General features: G+C 67.8%; 10 protein-coding genes. All 10 read right to left on the bottom strand.

Going from position 1 to position 16,641, the window contains the following annotated elements; genetic code table 11:
- Nucleotides 1-14 precede the first annotated feature (14 nt).
- The 10 genes from ABIC35_RS08000 to ABIC35_RS07955 all read right to left on the bottom strand — a co-directional run bounded on the left by ABIC35_RS08000 (nt 15) and on the right by ABIC35_RS07955 (nt 16,637).
- Complete coding sequence (locus ABIC35_RS08000) at nt 15-707, bottom strand: hypothetical protein (protein WP_121075505.1); 693 nt, start codon at nt 705-707, stop codon at nt 15-17.
- A 19-nt stretch (nt 708-726) separates the two neighbouring features.
- Complete coding sequence (locus ABIC35_RS07995; protein ID WP_121075508.1) at nt 727-1,662, bottom strand: hypothetical protein; 936 nt, start codon at nt 1,660-1,662, stop codon at nt 727-729.
- A 4-nt stretch (nt 1,663-1,666) separates the two neighbouring features.
- Entirely contained in the window at nt 1,667-1,954 is a 288-nt protein-coding gene (locus ABIC35_RS07990) for a hypothetical protein (protein ID WP_147425846.1), read from the bottom strand.
- 290 nt (nt 1,955-2,244) lie between these two features.
- Nucleotides 2,245-3,636, bottom strand: coding sequence for an HlyD family type I secretion periplasmic adaptor subunit (locus tag ABIC35_RS07985; protein WP_121075511.1), 1,392 nt, complete (start codon nt 3,634-3,636; stop codon nt 2,245-2,247).
- Nucleotides 3,633-5,768, bottom strand: coding sequence for a type I secretion system permease/ATPase (locus ABIC35_RS07980; protein ID WP_354278394.1), 2,136 nt, complete (start codon nt 5,766-5,768; stop codon nt 3,633-3,635). The genes ABIC35_RS07985 and ABIC35_RS07980 overlap by 4 nt, the downstream gene beginning before the upstream one ends.
- A complete protein-coding gene (locus ABIC35_RS07975; RefSeq protein ID WP_121075514.1) occupies nt 5,765-7,369 on the bottom strand; it encodes a TolC family protein in 1,605 nt (534 codons plus the stop codon). Before ABIC35_RS07975 ends, ABIC35_RS07980 begins: the two co-directional genes overlap by 4 nt.
- 82 nt (nt 7,370-7,451) lie before the next feature.
- Nucleotides 7,452-11,765 carry a glycosyl hydrolase gene (locus ABIC35_RS07970; protein ID WP_121075517.1) on the bottom strand — a complete coding sequence of 1,438 codons (4,314 nt, stop codon included), beginning with the start codon at nt 11,763-11,765 and terminating at the stop codon, nt 7,452-7,454.
- A 225-nt stretch (nt 11,766-11,990) separates the two neighbouring features.
- Complete coding sequence (locus ABIC35_RS07965; protein ID WP_121075520.1) at nt 11,991-12,821, bottom strand: alpha/beta fold hydrolase; 831 nt, start codon at nt 12,819-12,821, stop codon at nt 11,991-11,993.
- A gap of 74 nt (nt 12,822-12,895) precedes the next feature.
- Nucleotides 12,896-14,980, bottom strand: coding sequence for a PAS domain-containing sensor histidine kinase (locus ABIC35_RS07960; RefSeq protein WP_354278393.1), 2,085 nt, complete (start codon nt 14,978-14,980; stop codon nt 12,896-12,898).
- Nucleotides 14,981-15,008: 28 nt separating this feature from the next.
- Nucleotides 15,009-16,637 (bottom strand): FAD-dependent oxidoreductase, encoded by a 1,629-nt coding sequence (locus ABIC35_RS07955; RefSeq protein ID WP_121075526.1) that lies wholly within the window; start codon nt 16,635-16,637, stop codon nt 15,009-15,011.
- Nucleotides 16,638-16,641: the final 4 nt, after the last annotated feature.

Raw genomic sequence — 16,641 nt, 5'->3', positions numbered from 1 at the left:
CCGGCTGTTCCACGCTACCCGGTCGGGGCGAGACTGCGAATGGCCTTGATCGTGGCGATGAGCGATCCGATCAGCAGCAGGATCAGCCAGATCAGGCCGATAATGGCGATGATCAGCGCAACCAATGCATCGGCAATGCTGGCGAGAAACGACGGGACGAACGCCTGCACGAAGCCCACGAGCCAAGTCAGGCCGATCGAGGCGGCGGTGATGAAGATCAGCCCCTTGTTCTGCAGGAAGCGTTGGTGCGCCAGCGGCAGCAGGAGCGCGAACCCCAGCTTAAACAGCATCAGCAGCAACAGGGTGCCGGCGGCCGCATGCACCGCGAAATGGCCCCACGCCGCAAGATAGGCGATCGTCCCGAACGGCACCGCCAGCAACAGGCTGACCATCAGCATAAGCAGGGCGAAGGCGCCCGCCACGGGCACCGCAAGGACGAAGGCGATACCGGCTAGCGCGAGAAGCAGCGTCACCGGTCCCTGCAGGCGACCGACCAGATTGCGCGGCGCGACCAGTTGCAGCGCCATCAGCGCGATGCTGTGGAACAGCAGCACGTCAAGGATCGCCAGCGCCCGAATTGCGATGCCGGGGGTGGCGTGTTCGCACGCCATGCGGGCGATCGCCCAGGTCGAGGCGAGTTCGATCAGAAGCGCGAGCAGCAGCAGCCAGCAGGCGAGCAGGAAGAAGGGGATGCGAAGCCGCTCCATCAGCTATCGACCGGCGCCGTCATGTCCACCGCTCGGCGGCAGGCGCGGCCGGAGCGGGGGCGGGCGGCTGGTTCCGGTTTTCCCGTCGCCAATAGAAGTACAGCATCAGCGCCATCACCCCCGAAAAGCTGTGCCAGAGCAGCCCGTGCGGCTGGAACGCGCTGTGCGGGCTGCACCAGATGTCGCCCGGCTTGGCAGAAAGCGCGCGGGCGGTCATCGCGAAGAGGAAGCTTGCGCCGGCAATGCCCCAGAAGGTCATCGCCCAGCCGTCCCGAAAGCCGAGGAAATTCATCGGCCAGTAACGCCAGTTCGATTGCCAGAAGTAGAGATTGCGCGGCAACAGCTCGAGCAGCCCGTACAGGCCGACCAGCAGCCCGACCAGGATCTCCGAATTCACGCCCCGCGCGCCGATCTGCGTGAAGAACATGACGACTAGCGGATAGCCGAGCAGCAATATCGTTCCGCGCACGCCGCGCGACGCGCCATGCGCCACGAAGATGCGATCGAGCGTGTAGAACAGCAGGAACCCGGCAAAGGCATACATCGACATGCCGTCCATCCAGGCGACATGCTTGGCGGCCGACGCGTGCAGCCACATGCTGCCCAAGCCGAGGAACAGCGCGACCAGGACATAAAGGTCGGCCCAGAACCCGCTCGACTGCATGCTGTTGGCGGCATCGCCGCGATGGCGATCACGCGAGAGGGTGAAGGCGATGATCGGCACCGTGACGAACACATAGAGGTTCGACCAGGTGTTGACCGGTTGCCGAATGCCGCGGGCGCCTGCGGTAACGTCCCGCACGTCGAAATATTCGCAATAGCAATAGGTGTCGACACAGTCCTCGGGCACCGGCGGCCAGCCGAGTACCACGGCGAACAGGGTGAACAGGCCCATCAGGAACAGGGCGGCGCTGATCCACAGGATCCAGGGCCGCAGCACCGGCCAGGCGAACACGATGTCAGCCCTTCAGAACGAAGCTGGCGATCAGCGCGAGGACGATCAGGATCATGTCGGTGACGGTCAGCCAGTCGGGCAGGCCGGTGAACTTGCCGCCCAGCTTGGGCGGATCGATGCTGCCCGAAGGCTCGCCGCCGGTACCGAAGAGGAAGCCTGTGATGCCGCCGAAAAGCGCCACTCCCGCCCAGGGAAGCGCAGCAGGGCTATGCCGGGCAATGCCCAAATAGAGCAGCAATATGCCGGCACCCACTGCACCGGCGCATGCCAATATCCGGAAAATATTCGTCACAGCGACGTCCTCCCTCGTCCGCAGGCCGGTGTTCCGGCGCGGGTTGATCCGTTCGTCTGCGACCTTGCTCTTCGTCCAGCGCTACTGGTTCGGCGACCGACTCCGGCGGCTCGGCTAAGATAGCATACGGTACTACACGCCTCCAATAAGGCTGCTATTCTTGTTGCGCGTAATCGACCGATCGCCGGGTTTCCTTATTTTCGCACGCAGTCAGTTGTTAACAATGGGTTTTCTCGGGATTGGCGGAGACTTTGATTATATGGACACATTAGGCCCGGCCACGCCGGTGGTCATTGTTCCCGCGCGGCCTCGCGGCGGATTTGTTCGATCGGCTGGACCAGGTACGCCAGGATCGAGCGGCGGCCGATCGAGATGTCGTTGGTGGTGGCAAGCCCCGCGCCAAGCGGCACCTTGCCCTTGTCCGTGTCGATGCTCGATTTCTCCAGCGCGATCCGGGCGAGGAAATAGGGGCCGATGTCCTTGTCCGGCACCGCGTCGCGGCTGATCGTCAGGATGCGGCCGGGGATGGTGCCATAGGTGGTGAAGGGGAAGGCCTGGAGCTTCACCGCCACCGGCTGGCGGGGACGCACGAAGCCGGCGTCGCGATTGAGCACCTTTGCCTCGACGGTCAGCCCGCCATTGGGCACCACGATCATCAGCGGCTTGGCCGGCTCGACAACGCCACCGATGGTGTGGACGGCGAGCTGCTGTACCGTGCCCGCCACCGGCGCATAGAGCCGCTGGAGCCGCGACTTCTCGCGTGCCTTGCGCAGTTCCTCGGCGCGCAGCACGGCGTCGCCCTGCGCCTTGGCGAGCTCGGCGAGCGCGCGCTGCTGCGCCTCGGCGCGGGTCTGGACGCCCTGGTCGCCGAACTTGCGCGCTTCGGAGAGCGCGCGTGCCTGCTGCGCCTCGGCCACCTTGCGCTCGCCGCCCTCGGAATGGCGCTGGCGCTCCAACTCCATCAGCCGCAGCCCGGGGGCATAGCCCTTGGCGGCGAGGCCGTTCATCGCGTCGATCTCGGCATCGAGGACGGGCGCTGTGGCGTGATATTTGCGGACCTGCTCGGCCGCGGCCTTGGCATCGGCCATGGCGGAGGCGCGGGCGGCGCCATAGCCGTGCACCGCCGCCTCGATCTGCGCGAGCTGCGCGGCGATCAGGCGGCGCTGGGTCTCGACCACCTCGGGCGGGGTGCCCTCAGGCGCAGCGAAGCGCAAGGGGCCGCCGCGCAGCGCATCGGCGATGGCCTGCGCGCGGGCCACGTCTAGCCTGGCGGTCGCCAGCGCCTGTTCGGCCTGGCGTTCCTCGGCACCCGAGACGGTGGGGTCGAGGTCGAGCAGCGGTTGGCCCTTCTGCACCACATCGCCTTCATGGACGAAGATGTGGCGGACCACGCCGGTCTCCGAGGCCTGGACGAGCTTGACGCTGTCCGCCGGCACGATGCTGCCCTCGGCCGAGGCGACCACGTCGACCTTGCCGAAGGTCATCCAGGCGAGCGTGAGCGCGAAGCAGAGGAGGAGCAGCCAGGCGGTGACGCGGCCGGTGGGAGAGACCGGCTTCTCGATCACTTCCAGCGCGGCGGGCAGGAAGTCGGGCTCGTGGCTGACGAGGCGGCCCTGGGTGCGGGCCTTCTCGGCGCGGACGGCGTCGGTCCAGAGATGGGCGTAGTGGCGGAGCGCGCTCATGCCGCGAACCCCTGGGTCACGCCCGCTTGGCGGCGGTGCAGGTCGGCATAGCGGCCGTCGAGCGCGAGCAGTTCGTGGTGGCTGCCGCGTTCGACGATGTGGCCGCGCTCCAGCGTGATGATGCTGTCGCACTGGCGGATCGCGGAGAGGCGGTGGGCGATGATCAGCACCGTGCGCCCTTCCGCCATCGCCTTGAGGTTGGTCTGGATGATTTCCTCGCTTTCGGCGTCGAGCGCCGAGGTCGCTTCGTCGAAGATCAGGATGCGCGGATCGGTGACCAGCGCGCGGGCGATGGCGAGCCGCTGGCGCTGGCCGCCCGACAGGTTGGTGCCGCGCTCCTCGATCATCGTGTCATAGCCCTGGGGCAGGCGGGTGATGAATTCGTGCGCGCCCGCCAGCTCGGCCGCGGCGATCACCTTTTCCAGCGGCAGGGCGGGGTTGGCGAGGGCGATATTCTCGCGCACGCTGCGGCTGAATAACAGGTTTTCCTGCAGCACCACGCCGATCTGGCGGCGGAGCCAGGCCGGATCAATCTGGGCGATGTCGACGCCGTCGATCAGCACCCGCCCGCCGGCGGGCACATAGAGCCGCTGGAGCAGCTTGGTGAGCGTCGACTTGCCCGATCCCGAAGAGCCGACGATGCCGAGCGACTGGCCGGAAAGGACGGTGAGGTCGATATCCTCCAGCGTCCACGGCCCTTCCAGGCCATAGCGGAACTTCACGTTCTCGAAGCGCACCTCGCCGCGCAGCGCCGGCAGCGCCACCTGGCTGCCCGCGCCCGGCTCGGTCGGCTGGTTGAGCACGTCGCCCAGCCGCGCGACCGAGATGCGCACCTGCTGGAAGTCCTGCCACAGCTGCGCCATCCGGATCACCGGCCCGGACAGGCGCTGGGCGAACATGTTGAACGCGACCAGTCCACCGACGGTCAGTTCGTGCGCTATCACCTGCTTGGCGCCGAAATAGAGGATACCGGCCATGCTCAGCTTGGAGATCAGCTGGATCGCCTGGCTGCCGGTATTGCCCAGGTCGATCACCCGCTGGCTGGCGTGCGAATAGCCGGCGAGCTGGCGCTCCCAACGGTCCTGCCATTGCGGCTCGACCGCGGCGGCCTTGATCGTCTGGATGCCGCCGATGCTTTCGATCAGCAGCGCGTTGTTCGCCGAGCCGCGCTCGAACTTGTCGTTCACCCGCGCCCGCAAGGGGCCGGTGACGAGGATCGCGACCGCGAAATAGGCGGGGATGGTCAGCACCGCGACGATCGACAGCGATGACGAATAGACGAACATCGCCACCAGGAACACGATGGTGAACAGCGGATCGACCAGCACCGAGAGCGACGCGTTGGTGAGGAACTCGCGCACCGATTCCAGCTGGCGCACGCGCATCGCGGTGTCGCCCACCCGCCGCGCCTCGAAATAGCCGAGCGGCAGCCGCAGCAGGTGCCAGAACAGCTTGGCGCCGAGTTCGACGTCGATCTTCTGGCTGGTCTCCGAATAGAGCCGGGTGCGCAGCCAGCCGAACAGCGTCTCCCATACCGAGACCGCGACGAAGCCGATCGCCAGCACCGTCAGGGTAGAGAGCGTGTTGTGCACCAGCACCTTGTCGACGATGTTCTGGAAGAACAAAGGCGCGGCGAGGCCCAGCAGATTCAGCACCAGCGTGATCAGCAGCACCTCGCCGATCAGCTTGCGATACTTGGCGGCCTGGGGGACGAACCAGCTGAAGTCGAAGGCGCGGGCGGTGGCGCCCACCGCCTCGCGGGTGGTGACCAGCACCAGCTCGCCCGACCAGAACTGCGTCATCTCCTCGCGATGGACCTTCACGATCCCTTCACTGGGGCGCTGGATCAGTGCCTCATCGCCGGCGACGCGGCCGAGCAGGAACCAGCCGTCCGGGCCGTTGGCGAGCACCGGCAGCGGCAGTCGCGCGAGCTGGTCCCAGCTGGCCGTGCGGCTGCGCGCCTTGGTGCCTTCCTGGCGGCGAATCAGGCGGAGCATGTCGGTGGCGTCGAGCGGCGCCTGGTGGCCGATTGCGTGCCGCAGCTGGGCGGGGTCGGCGGCGATACGGTGCATGCTCAGCAGCTGGGCGAGCATGATGGGGCCGCTCTCGGTGCGGTTCGAGGCGTCGCTCACGGGTTGGGCTTTCGAAGGCTGGGGGTGATGGGCTGCGGGGTGATCGTCGCCGCATCCGGCTTGAGCACGGGCGCGGCGGCCGGCGCGGGCCGGGCGGGCGCGTGGACCCGCGCGGCGGGCACCAGGATCGCGTCGAGCGCGCCGACCGTGTCGTCGAGCGGCAGCCGGTTGGCTTCGCGGGCCGCGGCGCGGGCGGGCTTGGGATCGTGGAGCGGCACGCCGCTGGTGAGGTCGTCGGCCTCAAGCGTGCCGATCCGGCGGAGCAACGTCGCCCGGCTGACATAGCGGTCGCGCTCGGCATCGAGCACCGCGACCTCGGCGTCGCGCAGCGTCTGCTGGGCGTAGAGCAGGTCGAAGGTCGAGCGGAGGCCCAGCCGATATTCGGCCAGCATGCCCTCCAGCTGGGTGCCTGCAGCTTCGCGACGCTCGGCGCTGATCGTGCCGATCCGGTCGGCGGTGGCAATGTCGTTCCAGGCATCGGTCACCACGCGCGCCAGTTCGCGCTCGGCGGCTTCGATGCGGAGCCGATCGGCCTGGGCGCGGGCGGTCGCCTCGCGGACCTGCGAGGCGCGCAGCCCGCCGCCGAGCAGCGGCACAGCGAGCACGACGCTGCCCGAATAGGCCTTGTCCTGGTCAGCCAAGCGATAGGGCAGCGTCGCCCGCCCGCTGAGCCCGGCAGAGCCGCGCACGGCAAGGGTGGGGCGGCCGGTGGCGCGTGCCGCCTCGACGTCATGGAGCGAGGCCTGAGCAGTGTTGCGCGCATAGGCGAGCTCGGGGCTGCGCTGCGAGGCGAGGAAGAAGGCGCGATCGGGGTCGGCGGGCAGCCCGGGCAGGGCGGGGGGGACCGGCGCCGTCTCCAGCTCGGCACCGACCACCGACAGGAAATCGGCCTGGGCAGTGCGCAGCGACTGCTCCGCCTGGAGCAGCTGCGCCTCGGCCTGGGCGACCTGGCCGCGCGCCTGGGCGATGTCGGTACGGGTCAGCTCGCCGGCGACCTGGCGCGCCTCGATCTCGTCGAGCAGCTTGTGCAGTTCCTGCACGCTGGCGGCACGCACCTCGCGCTCGGCACCGAAGCGGTAGATGTCCATATAGGTGGAGACGACCGAGAGCAGCAGGTCGCCTTCGGTGGCGCGCAGCCGCTGCTCGCCCGCGCTCACGGTCGCCTCGGCCGAGCGCCGGGCGGCGGTGGCATGCCCGCCGGTGTAGAGCGGCTGCTGGACGCTGAGGCCGAGCTGGCTCTGCGACTGCGCGCTGTAGGGCGTGCCGAACAGGTTTTCGCGGCGCGAGACCCGGCCCTCGATGTTCCACTGATACCCGGCGGTCGCCTGCGCATCGGCGCGCAGCCGCAGCTCGGCCTTGGCCTGGGCGATCCGTTCGTCGACGCCGCGCAGATCGTAGCGGGTCGCCTGGAGCGTGGGGTTGTTGCGATAGGCAAGCGCGATCGCCGCGGCGAGCGTCCGCACCGTCTGCGGGCGATCCGCATCGATGGGCGCAACCGTCTGGGCAATCGCGTGGGTGGGGAGCAGCGCTCCGGCACAGGCGAGCGCGATCGCGCAACCCCTGCGCAGCGAGGTTGCGCGAGCCCGATGAGATGGGCGCAAGAAATGCGTTCCTTACCAATGGAAAAGGGGCGCCGCGTGGGGGACGAACCGCCACGCGACGCCGGTAGTTGGGGCCTAGGGATTAACGGAACATCGATGCGGCCGAGAAAGACGATGCGCCGCTAGCGCCCCCGGCGGCCGTCTTCGCGGCGCTGCCGATCACGCCGTCGCCGTTGAGATCGACCGAGAACAGCTTTTCGGCGGCGCCGACGCTGTTCTTGTCGAAGCTCTCCTCGCCGTACCAATGGCCATTGGCGTCGAGGATCCAGGCGTAGCGCATGTCCGAGAACGGGCTGGTGTCGAGCACGCGGGTGCGGCCCTGGTCGTCGATCGCGATCGCCGCCAGGCCCCAGTCACCACGCTGCTGCAGCACGTCGCCCCAATTCGCTCCGTCCCGCGTGATCTGCAGCGGGTTGGACCCGTCGATCGAGAAGGAGGCCTTGCCGGTCGACTGGTCGACGAACAGCGTCGCGCCGCCATGCTGGTCCACCGGGCGCAGCGCCGAGGTGCCGACCACGCCGTCGCCGTTCAGGTCGGAGCCGAAGATCGTCTCCGCCTTGGGCAGATCGGTGCCGGCAAACACGTCCTCGCCGACCCAGTGGCCGGTCTTGTCGAGGATCCACGCCCAGTGCTGCGAGTTCGGCCCCATGTCGTTGGCGTTGCCGTCGAGCACGCGCAGCCGGCCCTGGTCGTCCCGACCGACCGCGAACAGCTTGGAGCCGCGATCGAGCTTCACCGCCTCGTCCGGCCCGCCGCGGGTGATGGTGAGGCGGGTGCCGTCTTCCAGCTGGATCAGCGCATTGCCGGTTGCCGGATCGACGAGCAGGCGCAGCTCGCCATTCTTGGCCACCAGCTGGGCGAGCGGTGCGGGGATCAACCCGTCGCCGTTCAGGTCCTTCTGGAACAGCGCCTCGCCGTCCTGGAAGTTGCGGGGCGTGTAGACCGTCTCGCCGATCCAGTTGCCCTTGGCATCCAGCTTCCAGCCATAGCTGGCGCCCGCGCCGGCCATCGAGTCCAGCACGCGGATGTTGCCGTCCTGGTCGCGGCCGATCGCCGAGAGGCTCCAGCCGTTGCGGGCCAGCGCGGTGGGCTTGCCGTCGGCATCGCGGAAGATGGCCGACATGCGGCCGTCCCCGTCCTGCACATAAGCGAGGCCGCTGCCCGTATCGAGGATCAGCTTCAGGCTGCCGTTCCGGGCGACCGTCTGCAGCGCGCCGCGCACGACGATGCCGTCGCCGTTGATGTCGGTGCCGTACATCGGTTCCAGCGTCTGCCAGTCGTTCTTGTACAGCGCCGCACCGCCGCCGCCGATGTGCAGCGAGGCGTCGAGCTTGAACGGGTAATAGGGCTCGCCGCCATTGACCGAGGCCAGCAGCACCAGCGACCCGTCGGCGTCACGGCCGATACCCGCCAGTTTCGTGTGGTCGTCGAGCGTCAGCGACTGGCGCTTGTCGCCGTTCAGCAGCGCCCGCGGTTGTGCGTTGCCGATGGTGATCCAGGCAGTGCCGGTATTGGCTTCGACCGACAGCGTCAGGTCGCCGTTGACCGCGATCGTGGTGAGCGCGAATTCGGGCGGATCGGTCGGCAGGTCGAGCGGCACGCCGTCCGGACGCTGCGGGATGTCCTGGCTCTGGAAGTCCGTGGTGTGGAGCTGGCCGTCCGCGGTCTTGGTCACCATGTCGCCTGCGCCGACGGTCAGCTTGGTGCCGTCGGAGAAGGTTATTGTGGTTTCCTTGTCGCTAGGATTGAACGCGGTGTAGCTCTTCACGCCGTTCTTGTTGAATGCCACCGCGAAGCTGCTGTTCGAGGTGATCGAGAGGTCCGGCGTGCCCAGCTGCACGAGGGTTTCGATCCACTGCAGCGTGTAGACGCGCGATTCCTCGCCCTGGCCGCTCTGATATTGCGGGTTGGCGAGATAGTCGGCGAGGGCGGCTTCCGGATCGGCGAGGGCCAGGGCCATCTGCGATCCGTTCATCCACTCGCTGGCGCGCCCGTCCTTCTGGAGCGCATGCATCTCGTTGATTTCTTCGAGCAGCTCCTTCGGATAGCCGGCCATGAACAGCGAGCCGGCGTTGATCGGCGTGTACTGGATGCCGATGATGTGCGCCGGATCGCCATCAAAGAAGTTGGTGAAGCCCGCGCCGTCGGCACCGACGATGCCCATGATCGAACGATCGACCCCGTCCGGGAACACCGCATTGTCGACGTCCTGCCAATATTGCTGGAAGGCAGTCGCTTCGGTGGTGTGAAGGTAGGTGCCGAGATCGGCGAGATCCTTCTGGCCGGTCACGGCGCCCCAACGGGCCACGGCACTCGCGAACTCCAACGCTTCCGACGCAGATTCCTGGTTCTGCCCGTTGCCCGTGCCCGATGCCCAGCTGTGGCCGGCATAGGGATCGAAGTTGCGCAGGAAGGTGTAGGTCAGGTCGTTGCGATCGTCGTTCGCCGCGTCCTTGATCAGCTCGTTGACCATCGCGCCCCACTTGCCCTGCTGTGCCCATTGCGGGTCGAGCTGCGCGATCGTGGCGGCGGCATTGATGATGTAGCCGTAATGGAAATGGTGGTCGTTGAGCTTGTCGTCGGAATCGTACGAGGCCGGATAGCCGATCAGCGTCGCCCATTCCTTGTCGTAGACGAACTCGAACTTGTCGCCGTCATCGGCAGTGAACCAGCGCTCCAGCTGCTTCTCGATCGCACCGACGAAGACGTCCTTGGCCTGGCCATAGCCGACCATCTGGGCCAGCATCGCAAGATCGCCGAACTTGGCGTTCTGGCGCGATCCCCAATAGGTGTCACCTTCCAGCGGGTTGCCCTGCGCGGTGAGGAACGTCTTGAGCTCGCCGTGCAGCATGTCGACGATCTGCTGCCGCTGCGCTTCGGTGCCGACGAACGGCAGGATCGGCAGGATCGGCTGGATGTTCATCGTCGTCGTGAACGTGTTGCCGTCCTTCAGCACCTTGATCTCGCCGCGCGGCGAAGCGTAGCTGATGTTGCTGAGCGGCGCGTCCGAGTTGATGTACTGGTGCCGGTACAGCGCCATCATCGGGTTCTCGGACAGGCCGGGGCCGGTCTCCATCATCTGCGTGGTCGCAGTGAAGGTGGTGGTGAGCTTGCCGGTGTTCTGGTCGACGACGAACGACGACTTGGTGTCGGTCACGAAGGCATAGGCGTGCGCGCGGAAGTCCATCAGCGTGCTGACCGATGCATCCGGCAGCACCGCCACCGAATAATAGTCCTTACCGTCGAGGTTCGAGGTCAGGCCCTTACCGGTGAACGTCCAGGTCGCGCCGCTCGGGCCGAAGATCCCGTAGTTCTTGCCGTTGATCGTCACGCCGACCACGCCGTCCTGCGCGTACCAGACACGGCCCGGACCTTCATAGCCCGGCACGCTCAGGCCCGGCTGGATATGGGTGGTGTCGTAGGTCGGCGCACCCGCTGGCGTGGCAGTGAGGCCCGAGGGATCGCTGCCTGCCTTGGCGCCGCCCTGCAGGTACAGCACGCCGCCGTCGACGGCCTTGCCGATCGCGTCGGTCAGGTTGCTGAAGGGCAGCTTGACGTAGCTGGCCGCATCGTTGGTGCGCACCGAGACATCGTCCTCGCCATTGGCGCGCCACAGCTCGACCTTCACCGAGCCGTTGTGCATGTCCTTCATCGCGCCGGTGGCGGTGAGCAGCTTGGCGCCGGTATAATCCTGGTCGCCCTGGGCAGCATCGGTGCCGTACCAGTCATAGGTCTCGACGCGATCGACCTTGCCGTCGCCGTCGAAGTCGTAGGAGAGGCGGAACTGGATACCGTCCGCGACATGGGATCCGGCATCCACCGGGAAGTTGAACGCGAGCGCGCCGCCGTTGAAGCTGCCGTTGAGGCCGGTGGCCATGTAGCTCAGCGGATTGTTGGGAACGTCGCGGGTCGGCCCGGTCTGCTGGCTGAAGTCGATCTCGACATCGGCGCTGCTCGAACGGGTGACATAGACGAAGGGCAGGCCTTCGCCCATCGTCGCGCGCATCTGGCCATCCCAATCGGCGGTCGCGGTCCAGTCGGACTCCGCGGCCAGCTTGGTGCCGCTGGCGTTCATGCCGACCAGGCCGAGCGTGATGTCGGCATGGAAGTCGTAATTATAGCCGGTTTCGGTGACGCGCGGCGTATCCGAATAGCCGATGTTCAGGCCGTGCGCCTGGGTCTGGAAGCCGAACGGATCGGCCTGCATGACGCTGGAGAAATTGCCGTACTGGGCATAGGCCAGCGTGGTGAAGATCGAATTGCTGGGCGGTGCGCCGACATAATCGTCGGTAAGACGCGGCTTTACCGGTACGCCCGCGTCGTTGGTCGGACCCTTGGAACCATCGGGAAACTCGGTCGCAATACTGCCGGCCCCCACCGAAATAACGGTACCCATATGCGCGTTACTCCCTTTTTACTGACTGTACTGAGACCTGGCGGCTCAGCATGCGCAGGTGGGACTCCCCGGTTTCCCGTGCGTCGCACGGTACAATCCCCCCGAACATGGGGCCGACCCTTCACCATCGGCGATGTCGGTCTTGTGACATTCGCAACGCTGGATGGTTACGATTGAAATGCGGGCCGGCGTTCTTGGCGCCGGCCCGGCGGCCTCGCGTACGGGTCAGGCGAGGAAGAGATCCAGATGCGCGACGAACTGCTCCGGATACTGGAAGTGCGGCGCGTGCCCGGAATCCGGGAACAGGATCAGCTGCGCGTTCGGCAGATGCTGCTGGAGGTAGAAGGAGTTGATCGTCGGCAGCATCACGTCGGTGTGGCCGTTGGCGACCAGCGTCGGGACGGTGATCCGCGCGAGATCGGCGAAGCGTTCACCGTGCGGCGACAGCCAGTCGCGGCCGGCGGCGACCTGCGCCAGGATGGTCGGCATTTCGCTGGGTGGATCGCGATCCTCGGTGCGGGCATGGCGGCGCTGCCAATAGCGGGCCGCCGCCGCGCGGCCGGCATCCGAATGGCCGAAGAACAGCCAGGCCATTTCCCCTTCGCCGGCATTGCCGCGGGCACGCTGCGCCACCTCGGCGCCGAACGGCGTGGGATCGCCGCCGCGCGGCGAGGTGCCCACCAGCACGAGCCGGCGGATGCGGTCGGCATGCTGCTTGGCATAGGCCTGGGCGACCATGCCGCCCATCGAGAAGCCTAGCAGGTCGAACTGGGTAAGGCCCAGCGCATCGACGAAGTCGCGGATGCAATCGGCCATGCCCTCGATCGCCTGCGGCGTCTCACCGGTCGAGGCACCGACGCCGGCGTTGTCGACCAGGATCACCTCACGGCTGGCAGCGACGCCGTCGGTGAAGGCGGGGTCCCAATGGTCGAGCCCGCCGGTGAAGTGCTGCAGCAGCACGATCGGCACGGCCGAGGGGGTGCCGAAGCGGCGATAGGCGTAGCGGACGCCGGCGGCGTCGATGAACTGGGTCGGGGCAGTGGCATGGGTGTGCATGGCAAGTCTCCTTGCCGCACAGCTTGGATATGCACGCCCGCGCCGACGATATGAACGCCGGTATGGGTTTGAAGTCAGTCCGCCGAGCCCACCGCCGGAAGGATCAGGGTGAAGGCTGCACCGGTGCCTTCGGTGCGATCGCGCACCTCCATCTTGCCGCCATGCGCCTCGGCAATCGAGCGGCAGATGGTGAGGCCGATGCCCAGGCCGTTGGCCTTGGTGGTGCGAAAGGACTGGAAGGGATCGGTCCGGAAGTCGGCGGCGAGACCGGGGCCGCTATCTGCCACCTCGGCAGACACCATGCCGTCGCGGCTACGCAGCGTCAGGTCGATGCGGCGTTCGCCGAAAGGCACGGCGTCCATCGCCTGGATCGCGTTGACCATCAGGTTGGCGAGCAGCTGCTGCAGCTGGATGCGGTCGCCGCACACCTGGGGCAGGTCCGCATCACGCGTCATCGTGACCAGCACGCCCTGCTCCCCGAGCTCCTGGCGGAGCAGCAGCCGCGTCTCGGCGACGACATCGGCAAGCGACAGCGGCACCATCGGTATCTCGCGATTGGCGGCGAGCGCGCGGATGCGCTGGATGATCTCGCCGACGCGCAGCGCGTTCTGGCCGATCTGGCCGGTGATCTTGCCGAGCTTTTCCAGCTGCGGCTCGGGTGCCTTCGCCAGCCGCTCTGCGGCGGCGGCGTGCATGGCGATGGCGGTGACCGGCTGGCTGATCTCGTGCACGATCGAGGCGGAGAGCTGGCCGAGCAGCGCAATGCGCGAGGCATGCGACGCCTGCTGGCGCATCCGTTCGATCTCGTCGCGCGCCTTCACCTGCTCGCTGATGTCGATCTGCGCGACCAGCACTTCGGGGCTGGTCGGATCGGGATTGGAGACGCGGCAGAACAGCGTGTCGAACGGCGTGCCGTCGAGCCGGAACATCCGTACCTCGGCCTGGAACACCGGCTCGCGGACATAGGAGCCTTCGATCGAACGGCGCAGTACCTCGCATCCGGGCTGCATCAGCCCCGTGAGCGAGCGGCCGATCAGTTCGTCGGCCGATCGAGCGCCGTACAGGCGCACCGCCGCTTCGTTGACCGCGGTGAAGCGCAGGTTCGCCGCGAGCTGGTCGACCAGCTCCGGATGCCGGTCGATATAGGCGTGCATGTCGGTGACGCCCTCGGCACGCAGGCGGGTGAACAGCGCCCGCGTATCGGGCGCGGCGAGCTCCGACACCGCGATGGTCGGCACGTCGAGCAGCATCTTGCGCCGCATGCTCGCTTCGTCGCGCTGGCGGGTGGCCTGCACGCGATCGGTGATGTCGGTGAAGCCCACCAGCAGCGTGCCGTTGCCAACCGTGCCGGGGAGGAAGGAGACGGTGAACAGCGCGTCGAACTCGCGGCCGTCGAGCGCGCGCATCCGGGTCTCGGCGACATGGCGCGGCTTGCCGCCGATCGCGGAGAGTACGCTCTCGAGGAAGTCGCCGGTGCTCGTCTCGGGCCAGTAGCGGTCCAGCGGGGTGGTGATCAGGTCGCGCTTGGTGCCGGGGCCGAACATCTCGATCGAGCGATCGTTGGTATCGACGATCCGCGTCGCGCGCATCATCTGGCGGACCAGCGCCGGGGTGACGCGGAGATGCCCGGCGATGTCGGTCACGCCCTGTTCGCGCAGACTGCGCAGCAACGCGCCGACCCCGCTGAAATCCATCTCCCAGAAGGAGGCGGCAACTGCGCCGAACAGGTTGCGATAGCGATATTCGCTCGCCGCCAGCGCCACTTCGGCGGGGTGGGCGGGATCGACGGGGGTGGAAACCTCCATCCACGCATCCTCGGCATCGGTGCAGCTGGCGAGCCGGACATGAACGGTGGTGGTGGTGCCGTCGCGGCGGCGCCGCTCGACACGGCCCTGCCACAGGCCGCGCCCGCGCAGTTCCGAGATCGCACCCTCCGGATAGGGGCCGAGCAGATCCGGCAGCGGCTGGCCCAGCGCTTCCTGCGGATGCCAGCCATAGAGCGTGGTGGCGGCGAGATTCCAGCTGGTGATCGCCGCGCCCGCGGTGGTGGAGATCATGCTCTCGCTTGATAGATCCAGCAATTGCGCTGGCACTCGCTGCACGTATATTCCCCGACCTTCGCCCTGCCGGATGCAGCGCGACCGCCGCCCTGCTATCATCAGGGCGGGGCAAGGTACATGGGGTTGCTCAGCCTGCGAGGTGGCGGTGGACGGCGGAGACCACCGCTGCGCCTTCCCCCACGCCGGAGGCGACGCGCTTGACCGATCCCGCCCGCACATCGCCCACTGCGAACACGCCGTCGATGGTGGTGGCATAGGGCGAGGTGAGGGGGCGCCCCCCGGCATCGAGGCCGGTGGGCACGAAGCCGGCGGGATCGAGGGTGAGGCAGTCCGCCACCCATTCGGTGTTGGGCGCGGCGCCGATCATCACGAACAGGCCGCGCACGTCGCGGGTTTCGGTGGCGTCGCTTGCGCGGTCGCGCCAGCTGAGGCGGGTCAGGAATTCGTCGCCTTCGACTGCGGTCACCTCGCAATAGGGGTGGAGCTGGACGTTGGCGCTATTGGCGATGCGCTGGACGAGATAGTCGGACATGGTCGCGGCGAGGCCGGGGCCGCGCACCAGGATGTGGACCTTGGCGCAGCTGCGCGACAGGAACATCGCCGCTTGGCCGGCCGAGTTGCCGCCGCCGACCACCACCACTTCGGCCCCCGCGCAGAGCTGCGCTTCCATCGGCGTGGCGGCGTAATAGATGCCCCGGCCCTCGAGCGCGGCATAGCCCGGCAGGTCGAGCCGGCGATAGCGCGCACCGGTGGCGATGACGACGGCGCGGGCGGACACCGTCTCGCCGCCCTCCAGCGCGATGCGAAAGGGGCGGGCGCTGCAATCGAGATGCTCGGCCCGGCGCGACACGCGCAGCACCGCGCCGAACTTGTGCGCCTGGGTGATCGCGCGGCCGGCCAGCGCCTGGCCCGAAATGCCGGTGGGGAAGCCGAGATAATTCTCGATCCGGCTGCTGGTGCCCGCCTGGCCGCCGGGCGCCTCTGCCTCGACGACGAAGGTGGAGAGGCCTTCCGACGCGCCGTACACCGCCGCCGCGAGTCCGGCAGGGCCGGCACCGACCACGACCAAGTCATAGGTCTCGTCGCGGCCAGCCGCCGCGTTGAGGCCGAGCAGATCGGCCAGTTGAGCGGAGGAGGGTCTGGAAAGTACCCGGCCCTCGGGCAGCAGCACCGCGGGCAACTCTGCCGCCTCAAGCGTGTCTGGCGCGGCGGGATCGCGCAGGTCGACGAAGCGATGCGGATGGGCGTTTCGGGTAAGGAACTCGCGGATCCGGTGCGTCTCCGGATCCTCGGCCGATCCGACCAGCGTGATGCCGCCGAAGCCGGTGGCGAGCAGGTCGACGCGGCGCAGGATGAAGGCGCGCATCACGATCTCGCCGATGTCCGGCTCGGCTGAAGCCATGCGGCGAAAGGCGGCGGGGGCGAGGCGGAGCAGCCGCGTGCCGGCGGCGGCGCGGCCGTCGAGCAGCGAGGCGCGGCCGCTGAAAAGGTGCAGCTCGCCGCTGAACTGGCCGGGCAGATAGCTGCGGACATAGCCGCCATCGGTATCGAACAGGTCGATCGCACCTTCCAGCACGACGAAGAAGTCCGGCCCGCGATCGCCGCGACCGAACAGCAGGGTGTCGGACGCCGGGGACTCCTCCGCGCCATAGGCGGCGATCCGCGCGATCAGCGGCGCGGCGAGGCGCGGGAAGATCTGCTCCTCGCGCGCATGGACCGGCGGCTCGGGGCGCAGCGGGGTATCGACGTCCGACATCGGC

This window comes from Sphingomonas trueperi, assembly GCF_040545965.1.
Lineage (GTDB): Bacteria > Pseudomonadota > Alphaproteobacteria > Sphingomonadales > Sphingomonadaceae > Sphingomonas > Sphingomonas trueperi_C.
The sequence above is the reverse complement of the archived record's forward strand: the minus strand, read 5'-3'. Positions and strand labels throughout refer to the sequence as shown.

Bases quoted from the DNA above. Each gene is read 5' to 3' on its own strand.
- ABIC35_RS07960 (WP_354278393.1), bottom strand. From the start codon at position 14,980: ATGATAGCAGGGCGGCGGTCGCGCTGCATCCGGCAGGGCGAAGGTCGG.
- ABIC35_RS07985 (WP_121075511.1), bottom strand. From the start codon at position 3,636: ATGAGCGCGCTCCGCCACTACGCCCATCTCTGGACCGACGCCGTCCGC.
- ABIC35_RS07955 (WP_121075526.1), bottom strand. From the start codon at position 16,637: ATGTCGGACGTCGATACCCCGCTGCGCCCCGAGCCGCCGGTCCATGCG.
- ABIC35_RS07965 (WP_121075520.1), bottom strand. From the start codon at position 12,821: ATGCACACCCATGCCACTGCCCCGACCCAGTTCATCGACGCCGCCGGC.
- ABIC35_RS08000 (WP_121075505.1), bottom strand. From the start codon at position 707: ATGGAGCGGCTTCGCATCCCCTTCTTCCTGCTCGCCTGCTGGCTGCTG.
- ABIC35_RS07970 (WP_121075517.1), bottom strand. From the start codon at position 11,765: ATGGGTACCGTTATTTCGGTGGGGGCCGGCAGTATTGCGACCGAGTTT.